The sequence below is a fragment of the Actinomadura fibrosa genome (genome assembly GCF_900659615.1).
GTDB lineage: Bacteria > Actinomycetota > Actinomycetes > Streptosporangiales > Streptosporangiaceae > Spirillospora > Spirillospora fibrosa.
In genome coordinates this window covers 1-20,345 of sequence record NZ_CAACUY010000167.1, presented here as the reverse complement: position 1 = coordinate 20,345, position 20,345 = coordinate 1, and the positions used below count along the sequence as shown (strand labels likewise).

Genomic DNA, 20,345 nt, shown 5'->3' with positions numbered 1-20,345 from the left:
GCCGGCGCCGGCGCCCGCGACCGGTCGAGCAGGCCCGCGGCCTTGGCGGCGCAGGACCGGTTCCCGACGCCGCGGCAGCCGATGACCGCCTGCGCCGCGTACTCGGCCGCCTCGCGCGGCAGCCCCATCGCCTCGTGGATCTCACCGAGCAGCAGCAGGCTCTCGCCGCGCCCCCACGCGTCGCCGATCGCGGCCTGGATCCGCTCGGCGTCCAGGGCGTGCGCGCGGGCCCGGTCCCGGTCGCCCGCGTCGAGGCGGATCCGCGCCATGACGTCGAGCGTGTCCGCCGTCCCGCGGCGGTCGCCGATCTCCGCGCGGATCGCCAGCGACCGGCGGGCGTGCTCCAGCGCGCCTCCGGTGTCGCCGAGCCGCCGGAGGAGGCGGGCCATGGTGGTGAGGCTGTCGCCTTCGCCGCGCCGGTCGCCGATCTCGCGGCGCAGCGCGATCGCCCGCGTCGCGTGCTCCATCGCCTCGGGATAGCGCGAGTGGTACCGGTGGACGCGGGCGAGCAGGTCGAGGATCTGGCCCTCGCCGTACCGGTCGGCGATCGCGCGCCGGATCCGCAGCGACTCCCGTCCGGCGGCCAGCGCGGCCGCGTCGTCGCCGAGGCGCCACCGGGCGTGCGTCAGCGTCTCCAGGCTCTCCGCCTCGCCGTGCCGGTCGCCGGTGCGCCGGTGCAGCTCCAGCGCCTCCTCCGCGACGGCGGCCGCAAGCTCGTTGCGCCCGAGCCAGCGGTGGACGCGCGACAGCGTGTCGAGGCTCTCGCCCCGGCCGCGCCGGTCGCCGAGCCCGGCGCGGACGCGCAGGGCGGTCTCGGCCTCGGCGAGGGCGTCCTCGTAGCGGGCGAGCAGGTGGTAGATCCGGGCGAGGTCGTCGCGCGCCTCGCTCTCCGCCCCGAGGTCGCCGATCTCCCGGTGGATCCGCATCGCCGCGCGGGCGTGCCGGATCGCCTCCTTGTAGGCGGCCCGCCGGCGGCAGACCTCGGCGAGCGCGTTGCGGGTCCGCCCCTCCGCCGCCCGGTCGCCGATGCGCCGCTGGATGAGCAGCGCCTCGTCCAGGCTGCGGGCGGCCGTGCGGTAGCGGGCGAGCCTGCAGTACTGGAGCCCGATGGTGTACAGGGTCTCCGCCTCGCCGTACCGGTCGCCGCGCGCCCGCTGGACGGCGAGCGCCTCGGCGAGGTCGGCGAGGGCGCCCGCGTGGTGGCCGAGGTGCCCCCGCACCCTGCCGATGAGGGTGAGCGACTCGGCCTCGCCCGTGCGGTCGTCGATCTCCCGCTTGATCTCCAGGGCCCGGCGGGCCGCCCGCAGCGCGCGGCCGTACTCGGCCTGCCTGCGGTCGTTGTGCGCGAGGGTGAGCAGGTCGTCGCTCTCCCCGTGCCGGTCGCCCGTCCGCCGGCAGATCTCCAGGGACTCCAGGGCGCACCGCCGCGCCCGCTCGTAGTGCCCGACCCGGGAGTGGACGCGCGCGAGGATGTACAGGGAGTGGCTCGTCCCGGCCAGATCGCCGATCTCCCGCTGGATCGCGAGCGCCTCGCCGGCGGCGGCGAGAGCCTCCCGGTAGCGGCTGCGGTGCCAGTTGACGAGCGCGACGCTGGCGACGCTCTCCGCGATGCCGCGCGGGTCGCCGATGGCGCGGGCGATGGCCAGCGACTCCTCGGCGAGGGCGGCGGCCGCGCGGTAGCGCGCGGTGCGGATGCAGATGCGGGCGAGCACGTCCAGGGTGGTGCTCTGGCCCGCCCTGTCGCCGATGTCGCGTTGCAACCGCAGCGCGGCGCCGGCGTGCGCGGTGGCCGCGCGGTGGTCGCCCATCCGGCACTGGAGGCGCGCGATGGTGGCCAGGCTCTCGCCCATGCCGACGCGGTCGCCGCCGGCCCGCCGGACGGCGAGGGCGTCGCGGGCGCGGGCGAGGGCCGCGGCGTACCGGCCGGCGCTCCGCTCGGTCTCGGCGAGGTTGTTCAGCGTCTTGCCGATCCCGTAGCCGTCCTTCATGCCGCGCTGGAGCGCGAGCGCCCGCTCGGCGTCGCGGCGCGCGTCGGCGTGCCGGCCGAGCCGCCGCTCGACCATGGCGATCAGGTTGAGGATCGAGGCCGCGCCGTGCTGGTCGCCGATCCGCTGCTGGATGGCGAGGGCCTCCCGGGCGCGGCCGATCGCCTCGTCGTAGCGTCCGGAGTCGTGGTACAGGGTCGCGATGGTGGACAGCGACTGCGCCTCCGCGTAGCGGTCCCCGATGCCCCGGCCGGTCTCCAGGGCCCGGCGGGCGCCGTCCAGGGCGCCCGGGTGGTCGCCCTGCTTCTGCAGGATGCGGGCGCGGCTGTTCAGGCTCGCCGCCACCCCGGCGAGGTCGCCGATGTCCTCGCGGATGCGCACCGCGCCGTCCGCGCGGCCCAGCGCCTCGGCCAGCCGCCCGGTCCGCCGCGCGATCCGGGACAGGGTGTCCAGCACCTCCGCCTGGCCGCGCCGGTCGCCGAGCCGCTCCCGGACGGCGAGCGCCTGCTCCGCGGCCTCGCGCGCCCGCCCGCACCGGCCGAGCCGGCGCAGGACCCGCGAGACGGTCTCCAGCGCGTCGGCCTCGCCGGAGTCGTTCCCGATCTCCCGCTGGATGCGCAGCGAGTCCCGCGCGTGCCGCAGGGCGGCGCCGTAGCGCGCCAGCCGCCACTCCGCCTCCGCCATCCGCTCCAGGGCGTCCCCGACACCGCGCTCGTCCCCCTTGCCGCGCAGGATCCGGCAGGCCCGGTCGGCGAACAGCAGCGCGTCCTGGTAGCGGGAGCAGGCGTACTCCACGCGGGAGCGCGTGACGAGCGCCCACGCGGCCCGGTGGTCGTCGCCGAGCGCCGTGAAGATCTCGAAGGCCGCGGTGGCCCCGGCGAGCGCGTCGCGGTAGTGCCCGAGGTCGCGGTGCACCACCGCGAGCTGGTCGAGCATCAGCGCCTCCGCCCGGCGGTCCCCCGCGGCCCGCGCCGCGGCGAGGCCCAGCTCGTGGACGTCGAGGTTGTCGCTGCCGTGCTTGCCGCAGCGCAGGAACTGGTGCAGCGCGTCCGCCAGCGTCCAGGTGAGCTCGTGGTCCCGCCGTTCGGCGGCCTGGCGGGTCATGGCGACCAGCCCGGCGCGCTCGGCCTCCAGCCAGGCGAGGGACTCCGTGACCTCCCGCCGGGGCCCGCCGGCCGTCCCGGGCGAGCCCCTCAGGTTCGTGAGGAACCACGCTTGCAGGCGCCGGACCGCCGCGTCCGCGGTCTCCCCGCCGGCGCCGCCGTCCGTGGCGTCGAGGCGCTCGCGCGCGTACTCGTTCAGCAGGTCGTGCAGCCGGAACCGGCCACCGGGCGCCGGCTCGACCAGGTGCCTGCGGAGCAGCCGGTGCAGGATGCGGCGGGCCTCCCCGCCGGAGACGCCGAGGAGCGCCGCGACCCCGTCCCGGCAGAAGTCGGGGCCCGGCATCAGGCCGATCATCCGGAACGCGCGGCGCTCGCCCGGGTCCAGCTTGTCGTACGACAGGTCGAACGCCGGGCGGACGCCGAGGCCCGCGTCGTCGTCCACCGCGAGCATGTCGAGCCGGCCGCCGGCCCTCAGGTCGTCGACCAGCTCCGCGACGGACCCCCCGGGCCGCGCCTCCAGCTCCGTCACGGCGATCCTGATGGCCAGCGGCAGCCGCGCGCACGACTCGGCGAGCTCGGCGACCGCGCCCCGCTCGGCGTCCCGCCCGCCGCCGAGCAGCCGCAGGACCAGCTCGCGGGAGTCCGCGGCCGTCAGCGGCGGGACCGGCACCGAGACGGCCCCGGCCCCGGCGAGCAGCCCGACGAGCCGGGCCCGGCCGGTCACGACCGCGAGGCAGCCGCCACCGCCGGGCAGCAGCGGCTCGACCTGCTCCGACGACGCCGCGTTGTCGAGGACCACCAGCACCCGCCGGTCCGCCACGAGGGACCGGAACAGCCCGGCGCGGCGGTCCTCGTCGACCGGGATCTCCCCGGCCGCCATGCCGAGGCTGCGCAGCAGGTCGAACAGCGCGTCCCCCGGCGGCACGGGCCGCCTGCGCGAGGCGCCCCGCAGGTCCACGAAGATCTGGCTGTCGAAACGGGCGGCGGCCCGGTGCGCCCAGTGCAGCGCCAGCGACGTCTTGCCGACGCCCGGCATGCCGTGCACGTGCACGACCGCCGCGGACGCGCGGCCCTCCAGGCCGGCGAGCGCGGCGTCCATCGCGGCCAGTTCCTCGTCCCGGCCCACGAAGTCGCCGGGGGCGGGCGGGAGCTGCCGGAGGGGCGGCACGAACCGGGCGGCGGCCTCGAAGACCACCTTCTGGCCCATGACGAGGTCCCCCGACGCGCGCACCGGGCCGTGGAAGTGCGCCGCCGTCCCCTTCTGCCGCGGATCACCGTCGCTCAGCGTCATGGCCACCTCTTCGTGCACGGCGACGCACCGGGGCGCCCCGCCGTTCGCGCTCTGACCGGTCGCCTTCAGCAGACCTCCGGTCCGGTGCCCGCACAACCGAGTGAGGAAAAATCCGTACACACTCGTACGGCTCGCATTCCCATCCGTCGCCGTGCCGTCTCGTGGAGTGACCTCGGCCAGGGGCGGGCGCGCAGCGCGTCCGGCGGCTTGGTCTACGGGGGGTCGTCGTTCGTGTGCCAGAGGTGTTCCAGGTCGGCCAGTTCGTCGTCGTCCAGGACGATCGGCTCGGGTGCCGGGGGCTCGGCGTCCTCCGGCGCGACCGTGCGCGCCGCTTCGGCCAGGGCCGCCACCGTGCGCCGCTCGAAGACCTCGCGGGGGGTGATCTCCAGGCCCCGGTCGCGGGCCCGGGCCACGAGCTGGATCGCGATGATGGAGTCGCCGCCCGCCTCGAAGAAGTCGTCGTCCACGCCGACGCGCTCCAGCGCCAGGGTCTCCCCGTAGAGGCGGCAGAGGATCCGCTCGGCCTCGGTGACCGGGGCCCGGAACCCCGCGGAGACCGCCGGGTCCGGTGCCGGGAGGGCCCGGCGGTCCACCTTCCCGTTGGCCGTCACCGGGACCGCGTCCAGCGGGACGAACGCCGAGGGGACCATGAACTCCGGCAGGGCCGCGGCGAGGTGGTCGCGCAGCTCGCGGGCATCGAAGCCGCCATCGAGGGTGGGGACGACGTACGCGACGAGCCGCTTCACGCCCGGACGGTCCTGCCGGGCCATCACGACGGTCTGCGCGACCGCTCCATGATCGACGAGGGCGGCTTCGACCTCGGCCGGTTCGATGCGGAAGCCGCGCACCTTGACCTGGTCGTCGGCACGGCCGACGAACATCAACCGGCCCCGGCCGTCCCAGCGGGCCAAGTCACCCGTCCGATACATGCGTGAACCCGCAGCCCCGAAGGGATCGGCGACGAACCGCTCCGCCGACAGGGCCGGGCGGTTCACATACCCCCTCGCCAGCCCATCGCCACCGACGTACAGCTCACCCACCACGCCCTCAGGCACCAGCCGGAGCGCGCCATCCAGCACATACAGGACGGAGCCGTCCATCGGTTCGCCAATCGGGACGGTGTCCGGCACCGTTTGAGCTGATTCCATGACGAACCGGGACGCGAACACCGTGGTCTCCGTCGGACCGTAGCCGTCCACCACCTCCAACCCCGGACACGTCTCCATCACCCGCCGCACCGCCCACCCCGGCACCACGTCCCCGCCCGTCCAGACGCGACGCAGCTTCGCCAGGCACGCGGGGTCCTCGGCCGCGACGAGGGTGAACAGTCCTGCCGTCAGCCATGCCGCCGAGACATCGGAATCCTCCACCAGCCGTCTCAGCGTCTCCACGTCGAGTTCGCCCGCGCACATCACGACCCCGCCGCCGTTCAGCAACGGCACCCACAACTCGAACACCGACGCGTCGAACGCCTGCGCCGAATGCACCAGCACCCGCCCCGACTCCCCCGGCCCCCACACCCCGTCATCGGCCAACCGCAACACCGCACGGTGCGAAACAGCCACGCCCTTCGCCCCACCGGTCGATCCCGACGTCCACATCACATAGGCCAGGTCGTCGGCACTGACACGTACCGGGACGCGATCGGGGACGGTTGGACCGTCCAGGTCGAGGTCGCGGAGTGAGACCACCGCGACGTCCGGTCCGAGGGACAGACCGCCGGAATCGGCGTCGGTGAGGACGGCGCGGGCTCCGATGTCGCGCGCCACCTCGCGGAGCGCCGACTCGGGGAAGCGGGCGTCCAGCGGCACGTAGGCGCCGCCCGCCTTCAGCACGCCGAGGAGCGAGACGACCTCGTCCGCCGAACGGCGCTGGAGGATCGCGACCCGGTCGCCGGGCCGGACGCCGAGCCCGGTCAGGTGCCGGGCGAGCCGCTCCGACCGGGCGTCCAGCCCGGCGTAGGTCAGCGAGGCGCCGCCGGACACCACGGCCACGGCGTCGGGGGACTCCGCCGCGCGCCGGGCGAAGCGCTCGGGGATCGACGACCGGACGTCCGGGGCGGCGGGACGCGCGGCGCCGCCCCACTCCAGCACGCGGGCGCGCTCGGCACGGGACGCGGGATCGAACCGGGAGACGGGCAGGTCCTCGTTGCCGGAGAAGGACTCCAGCAGGTGCCGCACCCCCGCGGTGAACGCCTCGGCCGCGGTCCGGTCGAGCGCGCCGGCCCGGTGGTTCAGCTCCAGCCGGAGCCGCTCGCCGGGGAACACGGTCAGGCTGAGGGGGTAGTGGGTGGCCGCCACGACGGCTCCGGAGCGGTCGACCGTCACATGCAGGTCGTCGGTGACGGCGGTCCGGGACAGGGCGTCGCCGACGGGCACGTTCTCGTAGACGATCGTCGTGTCGAACAGTTCCCCGGCCCCGGCCAGGCGCCGGATCTCGGCCAGTCCCAGGTACTGGTGGGGCAGCAGCGCCGTCTGCTCGTCCTGGATCCGCCTCGCCAGGTCGCGGAGCGTCTCGGTCCCGTCCAGGCGGACGCGGACGGGCACCGTGTTCATGAGGAGCCCGACCATGGACTCGACCCCGGCCAGCTCGGGCGGGCGCCCGCTGACCGTCGTGCCGAAGACCACGTCCCGCCGCCCGGTCCGCGCGGCGAGGAACAGCGCCCACGCCACCTGGACGAGGGTGCTCACCGTCACGCCCAGGTCGCGGGCCGAGGCGGCCAGCGCGGCGGTGGACGCCTCGGGCAGCTCGGCCGCCAGCAGCTCCGGGAGCGCGGTCGGCGCCGTCTCGGCCGACCCCGGGGCGAGCAGCGTCGGCTCGTCGATCCCGGCGAGCGCGTCGCGCCAGGCCGCCGCCGCGGCGCCGGCGTCCCGGGCGGCGAGCCAGGCGAGGTGGCCGCGGAAGTGCGCGGGCTCGGAGAGTCCGGCGCCGTCCGCGCCGTGCGCGTACAGGTCGAACAGGTCCTGGAGCACGCGGACGAGCGACCAGCCGTCCAGGAGGATGTGGTGGTGCGTGAAGGCCAGCACGTGGTGCTGCTCGTCCAGCCTCAGCAGCGTGAACCGCACCAGCGGCGGGCGGTCCATGGCGAACCGGCGGGTGCGCTCGGCGGCCAGCGCCTCCGCCGCGCGGGCGCCGCGCGCCTCCGCGTCCACGCCGGTCAGGTCGATCTCGGTCCACGGGACGTCGGCCGCCTCGGTGACCGCCTGGACGGCCCGTCCCGAACGGCACTGGACGAACCCGGCCCGCAGGGCGGGATGCCGCGCGGCCAGCCGCCGGCATGACGCGCGCAGCAGCGCGGCGTCCAGCACGCCCGTCAGGTCGCAGGCGACCTGCACGTTGTAGAAGTCGACCCCGCCGGTGTCGTAGAGGGCGTGGAACAGCAGGCCTTCTTGCAGGGGCGACAGCGGCAGGTACTCGGCCGCGCGTCCGGTGCCCGCGCGGGCCAGGTGCGCGAGCTCGTCCTCGTCGAGGTCGAGCAGCGGCTCTCCGGCGGACGCGTCTTCGGGCTCGGCGGTGACGTCGCGGGCGATTCCGGCGAGGCCCGCGACCGTGCGGTGGGCGTAGACGTCGCGCGCGGTGATCTCGCATCCGGCCGCCCGCGCGCGGGCGACGAGCTGGATGGCCGTGATCGAGTCCCCGCCCAGGTCGAAGAAACCGTCGTCGGCGCCGACCCGCTCCCGCCCGAGCACGTCGGCGAACAGCGCGCTCAGCATGGTCTCGCGCGGTCCCCGGGGCGCCCGGTGCCGGGTGGCCGCGGTGAACTCCGGAGCGGGCAGGGCGCGCCGGTCCACCTTGCCGTTCGCGGTCCTCGGGACGGCGTCCATCGCGACGAAGGCGGAGGGCAGCATGTAGTCCGGCAGGACGGGTGCGAGGTGGTCGCGCAGTGCCGCCGCGTCCAGGCCGTGCGACCCCTCGGCCGGGACGACGTAGGCGACGAGCTGCCTCGTTCCGGGACGGTCCTGCCGCGCGATCACCAGCGCCTGGCGCACCGAGGGGTGGCGGGCCAGCGCGGCCTCGACCTCGGCCGGTTCGATGCGGAACCCGCGCACCTTGACCTGGTCGTCGGCACGGCCGACGAACATCAACCGGCCCCGGCCGTCCCAGCGGACCAGATCACCGGTCCGATACATGCGCGAACCCGCGACCCCGAAGGGATCGGCGACGAACCGCTCCGCTGACAGGGCCGGGCGGTTCACATACCCCCTCGCCAGCCCGTCGCCACCGACGTACAGCTCCCCGACCACGCCCTCAGGCACGAGTCGGAGTGCGCCATCCAGCACGTACAGGACGGAGCCGTCCATGGGTTCGCCGATCGGCACGACATCCGGCACCGCCTCCGCCGAATCCATCACGAACCGGGACGCGAACACCGTGGTCTCCGTCGGACCGTAGCCGTCCACCACCTCCAACCCCGGACACGCCTCCATCACCCGCCGCACCGCCCACCCCGACACCACGTCCCCGCCCGTCCAGACACGCAGCAAGCCCGCCAGGACGCCCGGCTCCTCCGCGGCCACGAGGTCGAACAGGCCCGCCGTCAGCCAGACCGCCAGCACCGCCCACTCGTCCACCAGCCGCCCCAGCGTCTCCACGTCGAGTTCGCCCGCGCACATCACGACCCCGCCGCCGTTCAGCAACGGCACCCACAACTCGAACACCGACGCGTCGAACGCCTGCGCCGAATGCACCAGCACCCGGCCCACCTCCCCCGGCCCCCACACCTCGTCATCGGCCAACCGCAACACCGCACGGTGCGGGACGCCCACGCCTTTCGCGCCGCCACTCGACCCTGACGTCCACATCACGTACGCCAGGGCATCGCCGCCGACGGGCACCGGGACGGCCGGCTCGTCACCAGCGGACGCGGTGCCGTCGTCCTCGGCCGGCTCCTCGCCGACGGGGACCACGGCGACCGCGTCCGCGAACTCCGCGCCGCCCGACTCCGCGTCGGTCAGCAGCACCGCGACGCCGAGGTCGCGCATGACGGCCCGCACGGTCGCCGGGGGGAAGCGGCGTTCCAGCGGGATGTAGGCGCCGCCCGCCTTCAGCACCGCCAGCAGGGACACGACGAGGCTCGCGCCGCGTTCCTGGAGGACGCCGACGGGGTCCTCGGCGCGGACGCCGAGCCGGACCAGGCGGCGGGCCAGCGCGTCCGACCGCGCGTCCAGTTCCGCGTAGGTCAGCCGCCGCCCGTCGAACACGACCGCGACGGCGTCCGGGGTCCGGGCGGCCCGGCGGGCGAACTCCTCGTGGATCGTCGGTGCCGTCCGCCGGGGCGGGCGGGCGTTCCGGCCCCACGCGCCGAGGAGCGCGTCCCGCTCGGCGGGGGCCGCCAGCTCGAAGGCGCCGACCCGCTCCCGCGGTCCGGCCGCCGCGAACGCGGCGAGCAGGTCGCGGAGGCGGTCGCGGTGCCGCGCGACCGCGGCGGCGCCGTACCGGCCGGCCACCGCGTCGACGTCGACGACCAGCCCGCCGGACGCGCCGTCCGCGGCGATGGTGAGGGTGAGGTCGCGGACGGGCCCGTTGTCCAGGGTCCGGACGGTCGAGCGGTGGCCCGCGAACGTGAGGCTCCCGTCGAGCGGCATGATGTTGACCGAGACGCCGAAGAGGTGCCGGTCCCCGTCCGCCGGGGCGGTGCCGTCCCCCTGGTCACGGCGCAGCTCGCGGCGCAGCTCGTCGTAGGGGAAGCGCTGGTGCCGCAGCAGGCCGGCCAGCTCCGCCGACACCTGGCGGACGAGCTCGCCCTTGGTCGTCGCCGGCCCGAGCGACAGCCGCAGCGGCAGCTCGTTGGAGACCATGCCGGGGCCGGCGAGCATGGCACCGCGCCGCGCCGCCACGGGGATCCCGATCGTGAGGTCGGCGGCGCCGGTCATCCGGTGCAGGTACGCGGCGACGGCCGCGAGGACGAGCACCGTCCAGCTCGTCCGCTCCTCGCGCGCCGCCCAGGTCAGCGCGCCGAACGCGTCCGCGGACAGGCGGGCGGTCGCGCGGTGGAACGGCGGGGCGTGCGGCCCGGCCGCCCCGGGCCCGCCCGGGCTCACGGGCTCGGCCAGGCTGATGGGCTCGGGCAGGTCGGCGAGCCGCCGGGTCCAGTAGGCGCGGTCGTCCTCGCGGTCGGCGGAGGCCCGGTAGTCCGCCTCGGCGCGGAGGAGTTCGGCGACCCCGCCGAGGCGGGTGCCGGCGTCCGGCTCGGTGCCGAGGACCCCGGCCGTGTACAGCGCGGCCATCCGGCGGTGGTAGAGGGCGCCGCCGAAGCCGTCCACGACGAGGTGGTGGCACCGGCTGTACCAGCGGTAGCGGTCGTCGGCGAGCTTGTACAGGACGTCCTTGGACAGCCGGTCCCGCAGGAGGTCGAACGGGACGGCCCGGTCCCGCTCCATGGCGCGGTCGGCGGCGGCGGACGGGTCGGGCTCGCCGCTGAGGTCCACCACGGGGACCGGGGCGGGGCACGGGCCGCCGAGCACCTGGTAGGGCCCGTCCTCGTCCTCGCCGATGCGGACGTCGAACGTGCCGCACTCCGCCTCCGCCCGCCGCAGCGCGTCCGCGAAGGCGGCGGTGTCGACGGGGCCGTGGACGTCGACGCACTGGACGAGCTCGAACGCCCGGGACGCCGGATCGATCCGCTGGGCGAGCCACACCCCGTACTGCGCCGCGGTCAGCGGGAGGCGTGCGGGGGCGGCGGTGTGCGTGCTCATCGATCCGGCTGCCTTTCAGCGGAGGCGAGCGGCGCGGGCGCGCCGGCCGGCTGCCAGTGTCGGCCCGCGCGGACGGCGGCGGCCAGGCAGGACGCCGGAAACCGGGGCGGGCCGATTGCCGCGCGGGCCGGGCGAGTTGCCGGGCCGCTGCCTGGGGCGGGACCGCCGCGCCCGCCCACAATTGCGGGAAGTCGCCGTCGTGGGGCAGCGCGGAGAAGGGGAGGCCGGACGTGCCGATCGCGGACAGGTCCCTGTTGCAATGGCTCGACGACGCGGCGCCGGACCGCGGCCTGCGCTTCGCGCGCCCGGACGGCGGCTGGGACTTCTGGCCCTATCCGCGGCTGCGGGAGCTGACCCTGCGGGTCGCCGCCGGCTGCGCCGCGCGGGGCGTGGGCGAGGGCGACGTCGTCGCCGTCGTCCAGCGGTGCGGCCCCGGCTTCGTGGCGAGCCTGTTCGGCGCCATCGCCGCCGGCGCCACCGTCACCTCGATCGCCCCGCCGTTCGCGTTCCAGCGCGGCGACGACTACGAGCGGCACCTCTCCCACGTCCTCGGGATCGCGCGCCCGGCGCTGACCGTCACCGGCGGCGCCGACCTGGGCCGGGTCGCGCCGGTCGCCGGGCGCGCCGGGCTCGCCGCGCCCGTCCGGTTCGAGGACCTCGTGGCGGGGACGCGGCCGGTGCCGCCCGCCGAGCACCGCGCCGGGACGGCGCTGCTCCAGTTCACCTCCGGGTCGAGCGGCTTCTCGCGCGGCGTGCGGATCCCCGCCCGCGCGCTCGCGGCGAACGTGAACGCGATCCGCCGCCACCTGCGGCTCGCGCCCGACGGCCCGATCATCAACTGGATGCCCGTCCACCACGACATGGGCCTGATCGGCGGCCTGACGACGATCGTCGTCACCGGCTGCGACGGCTGGCTGATGCAGCCGGAGGACTTCATCCGGACGCCGCTGCGCTACCTGGCCTGCATCAGCGAGCAGCGGGTCCGGTTCGCGCCGATGCCGAACTTCGGGCTCGCCTACATCCTGCGGCGGGTCCCGCCGGAGCGGCTGGCGGGCCTGCGCTTCGACTCGCTGCGGGCGATCATCCTCGGCGCGGAGCGGATCGACCCGCGCGTCCTGGAGGGCTTCGAGCGGCTGCTCGGGCCGCACGGCCTCGACCGGCGCGCGCTGACGCCCGCCTACGGGTCCGCGGAGGCGACCCTCGCGGTCACGATGCTGCCCCTCGACGAGACGTGGTCGACCGCCGCGCCGGACGGCGGGTCCGCGCCGCTCGTCGGCTGCGGCCGCCCGATCGCCGGGACCGGCGTGCGGGTCGTCGACACGCAGGGCGACCCGGTGCCGGACGGCGTGACGGGCCAGATCGTCGTGACCGGCGCGTCGCTCGCGAGCGGCTACGCGGGCGGCGCCGGCACCGCGTCCGGCACCAGCGTCGGCGGCGGCGTGCTGAACACCGGCGACGCGGGCTTCCTGCGGGACGGGCAGCTCTTCGTGCTCGGACGGCTCGGGGACGGGCTGAAGGTCCGCGGCCGGATGGTGTTCGCGGAGAGCCTGGAGGCGCGGTTCTGCGAGCTCGGCATCCCGGAGCGGCGGGCGGCGGCGCTGCTCGGCGTCCGGGACGGCCGCCCGACGGCCGCGGTCGTCCTCGCGGCGCCCCGGCCGGACTGGGCGGAGATCGCCCGCCGGGTGCTGGCCGAGCACGTCGCGGACGCGGACCTCCTCGCGATCACCGTGCCGCGCGCCGGCCTCGCCGTCACCTCCAGCGGCAAGCCCCGCCGCCGGGTGATGTGGCAGGCGCTGTGCGACGGGACGCTCCAGGGCGAGATCAGGCCGCTGGCCCCCGCGGGCACCGGCGCGCCCTGAGGCGACCCCAGCAGATCATCACCACACGACCCGAAGGCACCACACCGACCCGAAGGCACCACACCGACCCGAAGGGAACGAACCCATGCCCGAGGCCAGCCCAGCGGCCGGCGCCGACCTGGTCGCGCCGGTCGTCCACGAGATGGTGCGGATCCTCGCGCCGAACCCGGCGGAGGTCGTCGTGCCGGACCACCGGCTGATCCACGACCTCGGCTTCCACTCGCTGACCCTGACCGAGCTGGCCTTCGCGCTGGAGGACCTGTTCGGGCTGGACTCGGTGACGCCGGAGCAGGCGATGCTGCTGGCCTCGGTCGGCGACGTCGTCGAGCTGATCGAGGACGCGGTGGCGCGGTCCGAGGCGCATCCGGCGAGCCCGGCCGAGGTCGCCGAGTACTGCGCGCGGTACGGCGTCGAGCGGGACCCGCGCGGATGACCGCCCCGCCAGGCCCGGCGGCGGCGGAGGTCTTCGCCGCCGCGTCCGCCCACCTCGTCGCCGGCATCGCCGAGCGGCAGCGGATCCTCGGCTCCGGGGCCTATGAGACGGCCGCGGAGGGCGCCGAGGTGCGCCTGTCGAGCGGACGGACGGTGCTCGACTTCGGCAGCTACGCCGTGCCGCTGTTCGGCCACCGTCCCGCGCCGGTGCTCGACGCGGTGCGCGGCGCGCTGGACGGCATGCCGGTGTCGACCCGGCTACTGGCCAATCCCCATGCCGCGCTCCTCGCCGCCCGGCTCGCGGCCCTGCTGGACCCGGGGCGGCTCAGCAGGGTCTCGTTCGGGCTCAACGGCGCGGACGCCGTCGAGACCGCGCTGAAGCTCGCGATCGCCCGAACGGGCAGGCCGTCGGTCCTCGCCGTCGAGGGCGGGTTCCACGGCAAGAGCATGGGCGCCCTCGCCGTCACCCACGACCCGCTCCGCCGGGGCCCCGTCCAGGGGTTCCTCGGCGACGCGCGGCACGTCCCGCCGGAGCCGGACGCGGTCGCGCGCGCGGCCGCCGAGGCGCCGTTCGCGGCGCTGATCGTCGAACCGGTGCAGGGCGAGGGCGGCGGGCGGGCCCTCCCGCCGGACCTGCTGCGCCGGTGGAGCGCGGACGCGCACGCGGCCGGGGCGCTCGTCCTGGCCGACGAGATCCAGTGCGGCCTGCGCCGCTGCGGGCCCGTGTCGGTCGCGGTCGCTGAGGGCGTGCGGCCCGACGCCGTCCTGCTGGGCAAGGCGCTCGGCGGGGGCGTCATGCCGCTGTCGGCGGTGGTCGGCACGCCGGAGCTGTTCGCCCCGCTCGCGGCGGACCCCTACTTCCACACCGCGACGTTCGGCGGGCATCCCGCGTCCTGCGCCGCCGGCCTCGCCGCGCTGGACCTGCTCGACGGCGTGGCGGAGCGGCTGCCCGCCGTCGCGGCGGGCCTGGCCCGCGGGGTCGCGGACCTCGCCGCCGCCCATCCCGGGATCGTCGCCGACGTCCGGTCGACGGGCCTGCTCGGCGCCGTCGAGTTCACCGGCGAGGCCGTCGCGGGCCTCGCCGTCCTGGAGGCCGGGCGGCGCGGCCTGCTCGCCGCCCAGAGCCTGAGCCGCCCGGCCGTGGTGAAGCTGCTCCCGCCCGCGGTGACGAGCACCGCGCAGCTGGAGCGGGCGTTCGCGATCCTGGACGCGAGCTGCCGGTCGGCGGGACGCCGGGTCGCGCGCACCGCCTCCGTTGGTTCCGGATAGGCCACGCCCCCGCGCGACGGCGCCGGCGGCTCGGATGAGCCGCCGGCGCCGTCGGTCGTGCGGGCGCTTCCCCGCGCGGGTCACGCCTCCGTGGCCGCCTTCTCCAGCGCCGGTTCCGCCGCGGCGTCCTGGGCGAGCACGTCCATGGCGGCCAGGGACCGCGTGAGGTGGAGCGCGAGGGCCAGCAGCGTCACCGGCACGAGGAGCGCGAGCACCGCTCCCGGGACGCCGAACGCGCTCGCCAGCGCGCCCGCGATGAGCGGGCCGGTCCACTGGAGCGCCATCGTGCCGAACCGGCCGGCGGCGGCGACCCGGCCGGAGAACTCGTCCGGGACGACCCGGACCACCGCCGCCTGGAGGACGACGTTCAGCGGGACCATCGTCAGCATGGCGACGGTCACGACCGCGCCGATCTGCCAGGGCCGCGGGACGAACGCGCAGGCGGCGAGGATGGCCGCGAACGCCCACGCCGCCGCGTACATGACCCGGCGCGGTCGGACCCGGCGCGCGATCGACGGGCCGGCCACCGCGCCGGCTACGCCGCCGAGCAGGGCCAGCGAGCTGATCAGGCCGACCTGGGCCGGGCCGCCGCCGCGGTAGCGGATCAGCGCGATGAACAGCAGGGTGAACGCCTCGGTGACGGTGTTGAGGAGCGCGCCCCAGACGACGGTGAAGCGCAGGAACGGCTGCCCTCGGACGAACCGGATCCCGGCCGCGATGTCGCCGAGCACGCCGCTCCCCCGGTCGGCGGCGGACCGGTCGGGTCCGAGGGGGCGGCGGATCAGCAGCGCCCCCGCCGAGGCGAACGCGAACGAGACGGCGTCGGCGGCGAACGGGAACCACCGGGCGACGGCGAACAGCACCCCGCCCAGCGGGGCCCCGACCAGCTCGGCGCCGAGGTCGCGGCCCATCATCTGGCCCGTCGCCGTGGGCAGCTGCTCCTTCGGGACGATCCGGCGCAGCGCCGAGGTCTCGGCGCCGGTCACGACGCCCGCCGCCAGGCCGCCCGCGAAGGCCGCCGCGACGAGCAGCGGCATCGTCGCGTGCCCGGTGGCCACGGCCGCGGCCACGGCGCCGAGCACGGCGCCCTGGACGAGGGGGCTCAGGACGAGGATCGCCTTGCGGGACACCCGGTCGGCGAGCGCGCCGCCGAGGAGCGTCGTCAGCAGCACGCCCGCGAGGTTCGCCGCGCCGATCGCGCCGGCCCTCGCCACCGAGCCGGTCGTGTAGAGCACCAGCAGCGGGAACGAGATCGCCGACAGGCTGGTGCCCACGGCGGAGACCGTGTTGCCCGTCCACCATCCCGCGTAGTCGGGGTTGCGCCACAGGGACGGCGGGGCGTCCCGCCCGCTCGCCGGCCCGCTCTCGCGGCCGCTCATCGCGCGAACGCCTCGGGCGCCGCCAGCGACTCGGCGAGCATCAGGTCCCGGAGCCCCGGGGTGAGCATGCCGATCTGCCGGAGCACCTGGACGACCTTGAAGAACAGCAGCCGCCGGAACGCGGTCATCCGCGGGTCGCCGCGGACGAACCGGCGGCCCGCCGCGGCGTCGGCGCCGAGGCGCTCCCACACCTCGCCGAGCAGGAACCGCTGCGCCATGACGTGCACCGCCTCCTGGAGGAACGCGTCGCGGTCGGCCAGCTCCGCGCTCGTCATGTCGCGGTACAGGCCGTCGAGGGCGACCACGCCGAACGAGATGTGCCGCGCCTCGTCCCGGGCGACCAGGCGGGTGATCGCCTGGATGACCGGGTCGCCGAAGCTCGTGCTCGCCACCCGCGTCGCGACCAGCGCGAGCCCCTCGATGACGACCTGGACGCCGAGGTACAGGACGTCCCAGCGCGACTCGCCCAGCAGGTCGCGCAGCAGCCGCTCCAGCCCGGCGTTGACCGGGTAGGACGCGCCGATCTTCTCGTCGATGTAGCGGGCGTACGCCTCGACGTGCCGGGCCTCGTCCGCGACCTGCGCCGCGGCGTAGGTCTTCGCCTCGATGTCGGGGACGGTCTCGACCAGCCGGGCGGTGGTCAGCAGCGCGCCCTGCTCGCCGTGCAGGAACTGGCTGACCATCCAGACCTGGAACTCCCACAGGAAGGCGTTCCACAGCTCCGGCGGCACGGGGCTGCCCGGCGGCGCGACCGGGGGCACCAGGCCGTCGCGCGGGTTCAGCACGGAGCCGAGGCGGACCTCCGGGGTCCAGTCGATGTCGGTGGAGACGTTCCACTGGGCGACCTTGCTGCGCTCGTAGAGCTGCCACAGCCGCGTGTCGCGGTGGCCGTAGTCCCAGTTCAGGCACGCGCGGATGTGGGCGTCGACCTCAAGGAGGGTGTCCCCGGCGCGGACGGGCGGCATCAGCGTCCGTCCCCGTCCATCCGGGCGGCGAGGCTCGCCGGCCGCATGTCGGTCCAGTGCTCCTCGACGTAGTCCAGGCACGCCTGCCGGCCGTCCTCGCCGTGGACGGTCCGCCATCCGGCGGGCACGTCGGCGAAGGACGGCCACAGGCTGTGCTGGCCCTCGTCGTTGACCAGTACCAGGAACCGGCCGTCCGGGTCGTCGAAGGGGTTCTTCACCGTGGCAGTCCTTTCATGGGTGTCTGTTCGTTTCCCGTGGGGCTCGGTGACGCCGCGCGCCCGGGTCGCCGAGCAGCGCGGCCAGCGCGGCGGGCGTCGGTGCCTCGAAGACCGCGCGGAGCCCCACGTCCGCGCCGAACGCGGCGCGGAGCGCCCCGTGCAGGCGCAGCGCCCGGACCGAGTCCCCGCCGATGGCGAAGAAGTCGTCGTCCGCTCCGACCCCGTCCACGCCGAGGACCTTGCCGACGAGGGCCCGAACGGCCTCCTCGGTCTCGCCGCGTTCCCGGCGGGCCATCGCCAGGAGCGTCCCGACCGGCGTGTCGAGGTCGGCGCCCATGGCGTCGAGCACTCGTCGCAGGGACGACAGCACGGCTTCGGCGGCCGTGGCGGCGATCAGCTCGGGCCGGTGGCTCAGCTCCAGCGACAGGCGCTCGCCGGGGACCGCCACGAGCCGCAGCGGGTAGTGATAGGCGTCGCTCCCGCCGAGCCGGGCGATCCGCAGGCCGCCGCCGATCCGCAGGTCCTCGGCCGCCGCCTCGGAGGAGTGGTTCTGGAAGACCGTGCAGGTGTCGAACAGGGCGCCGCGCCCGGCGAGCCGCTGGACGTCGGCCAGGGCGAGGTGCCGGTACGGGGCGAGCGCGGACTGCTCGTCCTGCGTCCGGGCGAGCATCTGCCCGGCCGCCTCGGACGTCTCCAGGCGCACCCGGACCGGCAGCGTGTTGATGAGCGGCCCGACGGCCCTGGCGGCACCGTCCAGTTCGTGCGGCCGGACGGCGACGGTCGCGCCGAACACCACGTCGCTGCGTCCCGTCAGCCCGGCGAGCACGATGGACCAGGCGCCCTGGACGAGGGTGTTGAGGGTGAGTCCGGCGCGCCGCGCGGTCGCGGCCAGCGCCGCCGTGCGCTCGGCGGTCAGGTCCGCGCGCACGGTCTCCGGCAGCCGGTCCGGAGCGGTGAACCGCGCGGCCGGGGCGACAAGCGTGCCTTCCGCGAGGCCATCGAGCGCGCTCCGCCAGGTGGCCTCGGCGGCGGGACGGTCCTGCCGGACGAGCCACGCGAGATAGTCCTGGTAAGGCATGGCCGGGAGCGGGGGCGTGCCGCCGTCCTCCGCGTAGGCGTCGAAGATCTCGCCTAGGACGAGGGAGAGCGACCAGCCGTCCAGCAGGAGGTGGTGGCAGGTGAACACGAGCACGTGCCGCAGGTCGCCGAGGCGGACGAGGGTGAACCGCAGCAGCGGCGCGGCGTCCAGGTCGAAGCGGCGCAGCCGGTCCCGCGCGAGCAGTTCACCGAGGCGCTCGTCCCGCTCCCCCGGCTCGACGTCGCGCAGATCGGTCTCCTCCCAGGGGACGGTGACCGTGGGGGCGATGCCCTGCGCCGACATCCCGGTCGGCGTCCCGGTGATGAAGGCGCGGAGGGCGGCGTGCCGATCGACGGGCACCCGGCAGGCCGCCCGGAGGCGGTCGGCGTCGAGGGTCCCGTGCAGTTCGACGGTGGACTGCATCTGGTACACGTCCACGTGCCGCTCGTCGAGACGGGAGTGGAACAGCAGCCCCTCTTGCAGCGGCGTCAGCGGGAGCACACTGGGCTCGTCCCGATCCGTCCGATTCCGCTCGGTCGCGGGGACGGTGTCGTCCGGTACGGTCTCGCGGGCCGCTTCCGCCAGCGCGGCGGCGGTGCGGAGGGTGAACACCTCACGCGGGGTCAGCGCCAGCCCGGCGACGCGCGCCTGTGCGGCCAGCCGGATCGAGATGATCGAGTCGCCGCCCAGCTCGAAGAAGTCGTCGTCCGCGCCGACCCGCTCCAGGCCCAGCACTTCGGCGAACACCTCGCACAGCACGGTCTCCCGGGGTGTGCGCGGGGCGCGGTACTCCGCGGACGCGTCGGCCTCCGGGGCAGGCAGGGCGCGCCGGTCGAGCTTGCCGCTGACGGTCGCCGGGAGCGCCGCCAGCTCCACGAACGCCGCGGGCACCATGGACTCCGGCAGCACGGACGCCAGGTGGGCGCGCAGCGCGCCCGCGTCCACGGCGTGCCCGTCCGCCGGGACCACGTAGGCGACGAGCCGGACGGCGCCCGGCCGGTCCTCCCTGGCCGCGACCGCGGCGCGGGCCACGGCGGCGTGGGCGCTCAGCGCCGCCTCGATCTCGCCGAGCTCGATCCTGACGCCGCGGACCTTGACCTGGTCGTCGGCCCGGCCGGCGAACACGAGGCGGCCGTCGTCGTTCCAGCGGACCAGGTCGCCGGTCCGGTACATCCGGGTGCCCGGGTCGCCGAACGGGTCCGCCACGAACCGCTCCGCCGACAGGCCCGGCCGCTTCAGGTAGCCGCGGGCCAGACCGGCGCCCGCGATGTACAGCTCCCCCGCCACACCGGGCGGGACGAGCCGCAACGCGCCGTCCAGCACGTAGACCCGCGTGTTGGCCAGCGGCAGCCCGATCGGGATGGAGACCTCGCGCGTCCCGGTCCGGGACTCGAACGCGGTCGAGGCCAGCGACGTCTCGGTGGGGCCGTAGAGGTTGTGCAGCTCGGCGTCGAACAGGGCGTGGAAGCGTTCGGCGAGGGCCGTGCCGAGCGCCTCGCCGATGCACAGGACGCGGCGCAGGGACGGGAGGTCCCTTAGGTCGGGCGTCCCCACGAACGCCTCCAGCATGGACGGCACGAACTGGACCGTGGTCACCCCCTGCCGCTCGATGAGCCCGGCGAGGTAGGCGGGGTCCTTGTGCCCCTCGGGAGCGGCGACGACGAGCGCCGCGCCCGCCAGCAGCGGCCAGAAGAACTCCCAGACCGACACGTCGAAGCTCGCGGGCGTCTTCAGCAGCACGCGGTCGTCCGGGCGCAGCGGGTACTCCTCCTGCATCCACAGGAGCTGGTTCACCACCCCGGCATGGGGGACGACCACGCCCTTGGGCCGGCCGGTCGAGCCGGAGGTGTAGATCACGTAGGCGGCGTCGAGCGGGTCCGGCGCGGCCGACGCGTCGGGTGCGGGCGCGTCCGGTGCGGGCGCATCCGCGGCGGCGAGTTCCGCGTAGCCGTCGGGGGTGATGACCGCCACGGCGCCGGTCTCCTCCGCGATGAACCGCGCCCGGTCCGGGGGCAGGCCGGGATCGACGGGCACGTACGCCGCGCCGGTGCGGTGGACGGCGTGCAGGGCG

At 76.0% G+C, this 20,345-nt stretch carries 9 protein-coding genes; 3 read left to right on the top strand and 6 right to left on the bottom strand.

Annotated elements, in window-relative coordinates:
• The coding region (locus tag E1300_RS35275; protein WP_131761455.1) for a tetratricopeptide repeat protein at positions 1-4,379 on the bottom strand (4,379 nt) is incomplete at its 3' end.
• A 212-nt stretch (positions 4,380-4,591) separates the two neighbouring features.
• Entirely contained in the window at positions 4,592-11,074 is a 6,483-nt protein-coding gene (locus E1300_RS35270; RefSeq protein ID WP_131761454.1) for a non-ribosomal peptide synthetase, read from the bottom strand.
• Between the two features lie 230 nt (positions 11,075-11,304).
• Between E1300_RS35270 and E1300_RS35265 the strand changes: the two genes are divergently transcribed.
• The 3 genes from E1300_RS35265 to E1300_RS35255 all read left to right on the top strand — a co-directional run bounded on the left by E1300_RS35265 (position 11,305) and on the right by E1300_RS35255 (position 14,634).
• Positions 11,305-12,933, top strand: coding sequence for an AMP-binding protein (locus E1300_RS35265; RefSeq protein WP_131761453.1), 1,629 nt, complete (start codon positions 11,305-11,307; stop codon positions 12,931-12,933).
• An 85-nt stretch (positions 12,934-13,018) separates the two neighbouring features.
• Positions 13,019-13,366: an acyl carrier protein gene (locus E1300_RS35260; RefSeq protein ID WP_131761452.1), complete on the top strand. Its 348-nt coding sequence runs from the start codon at positions 13,019-13,021 to the stop codon at positions 13,364-13,366.
• Entirely contained in the window at positions 13,363-14,634 is a 1,272-nt protein-coding gene (locus E1300_RS35255) for an aminotransferase class III-fold pyridoxal phosphate-dependent enzyme (RefSeq protein ID WP_131761451.1), read from the top strand. The genes E1300_RS35260 and E1300_RS35255 overlap by 4 nt, the downstream gene beginning before the upstream one ends.
• 80 nt (positions 14,635-14,714) lie before the next feature.
• Here the strand turns inward: E1300_RS35255 and E1300_RS35250 are convergent, their stop codons facing one another.
• The 4 genes from E1300_RS35250 to E1300_RS35235 form a co-directional block, all read right to left on the bottom strand.
• Positions 14,715-16,013: an MFS transporter gene (locus E1300_RS35250; protein WP_131761450.1), complete on the bottom strand. Its 1,299-nt coding sequence runs from the start codon at positions 16,011-16,013 to the stop codon at positions 14,715-14,717.
• The gene (locus E1300_RS35245; RefSeq protein ID WP_131761449.1) at positions 16,010-16,978 is read right to left on the bottom strand and encodes a ferritin-like domain-containing protein; all 969 of its coding nucleotides are present in this window, start codon (positions 16,976-16,978) and stop codon (positions 16,010-16,012) included. Before E1300_RS35245 ends, E1300_RS35250 begins: the two co-directional genes overlap by 4 nt.
• A complete protein-coding gene (locus E1300_RS35240) occupies positions 16,978-17,196 on the bottom strand; it encodes an MbtH family protein (protein ID WP_131761448.1) in 219 nt (72 codons plus the stop codon). Before E1300_RS35240 ends, E1300_RS35245 begins: the two co-directional genes overlap by 1 nt.
• A gap of 13 nt (positions 17,197-17,209) precedes the next feature.
• The coding region (locus E1300_RS35235) for a non-ribosomal peptide synthetase (protein ID WP_131761447.1) at positions 17,210-20,345 on the bottom strand (3,136 nt) is incomplete at its 5' end.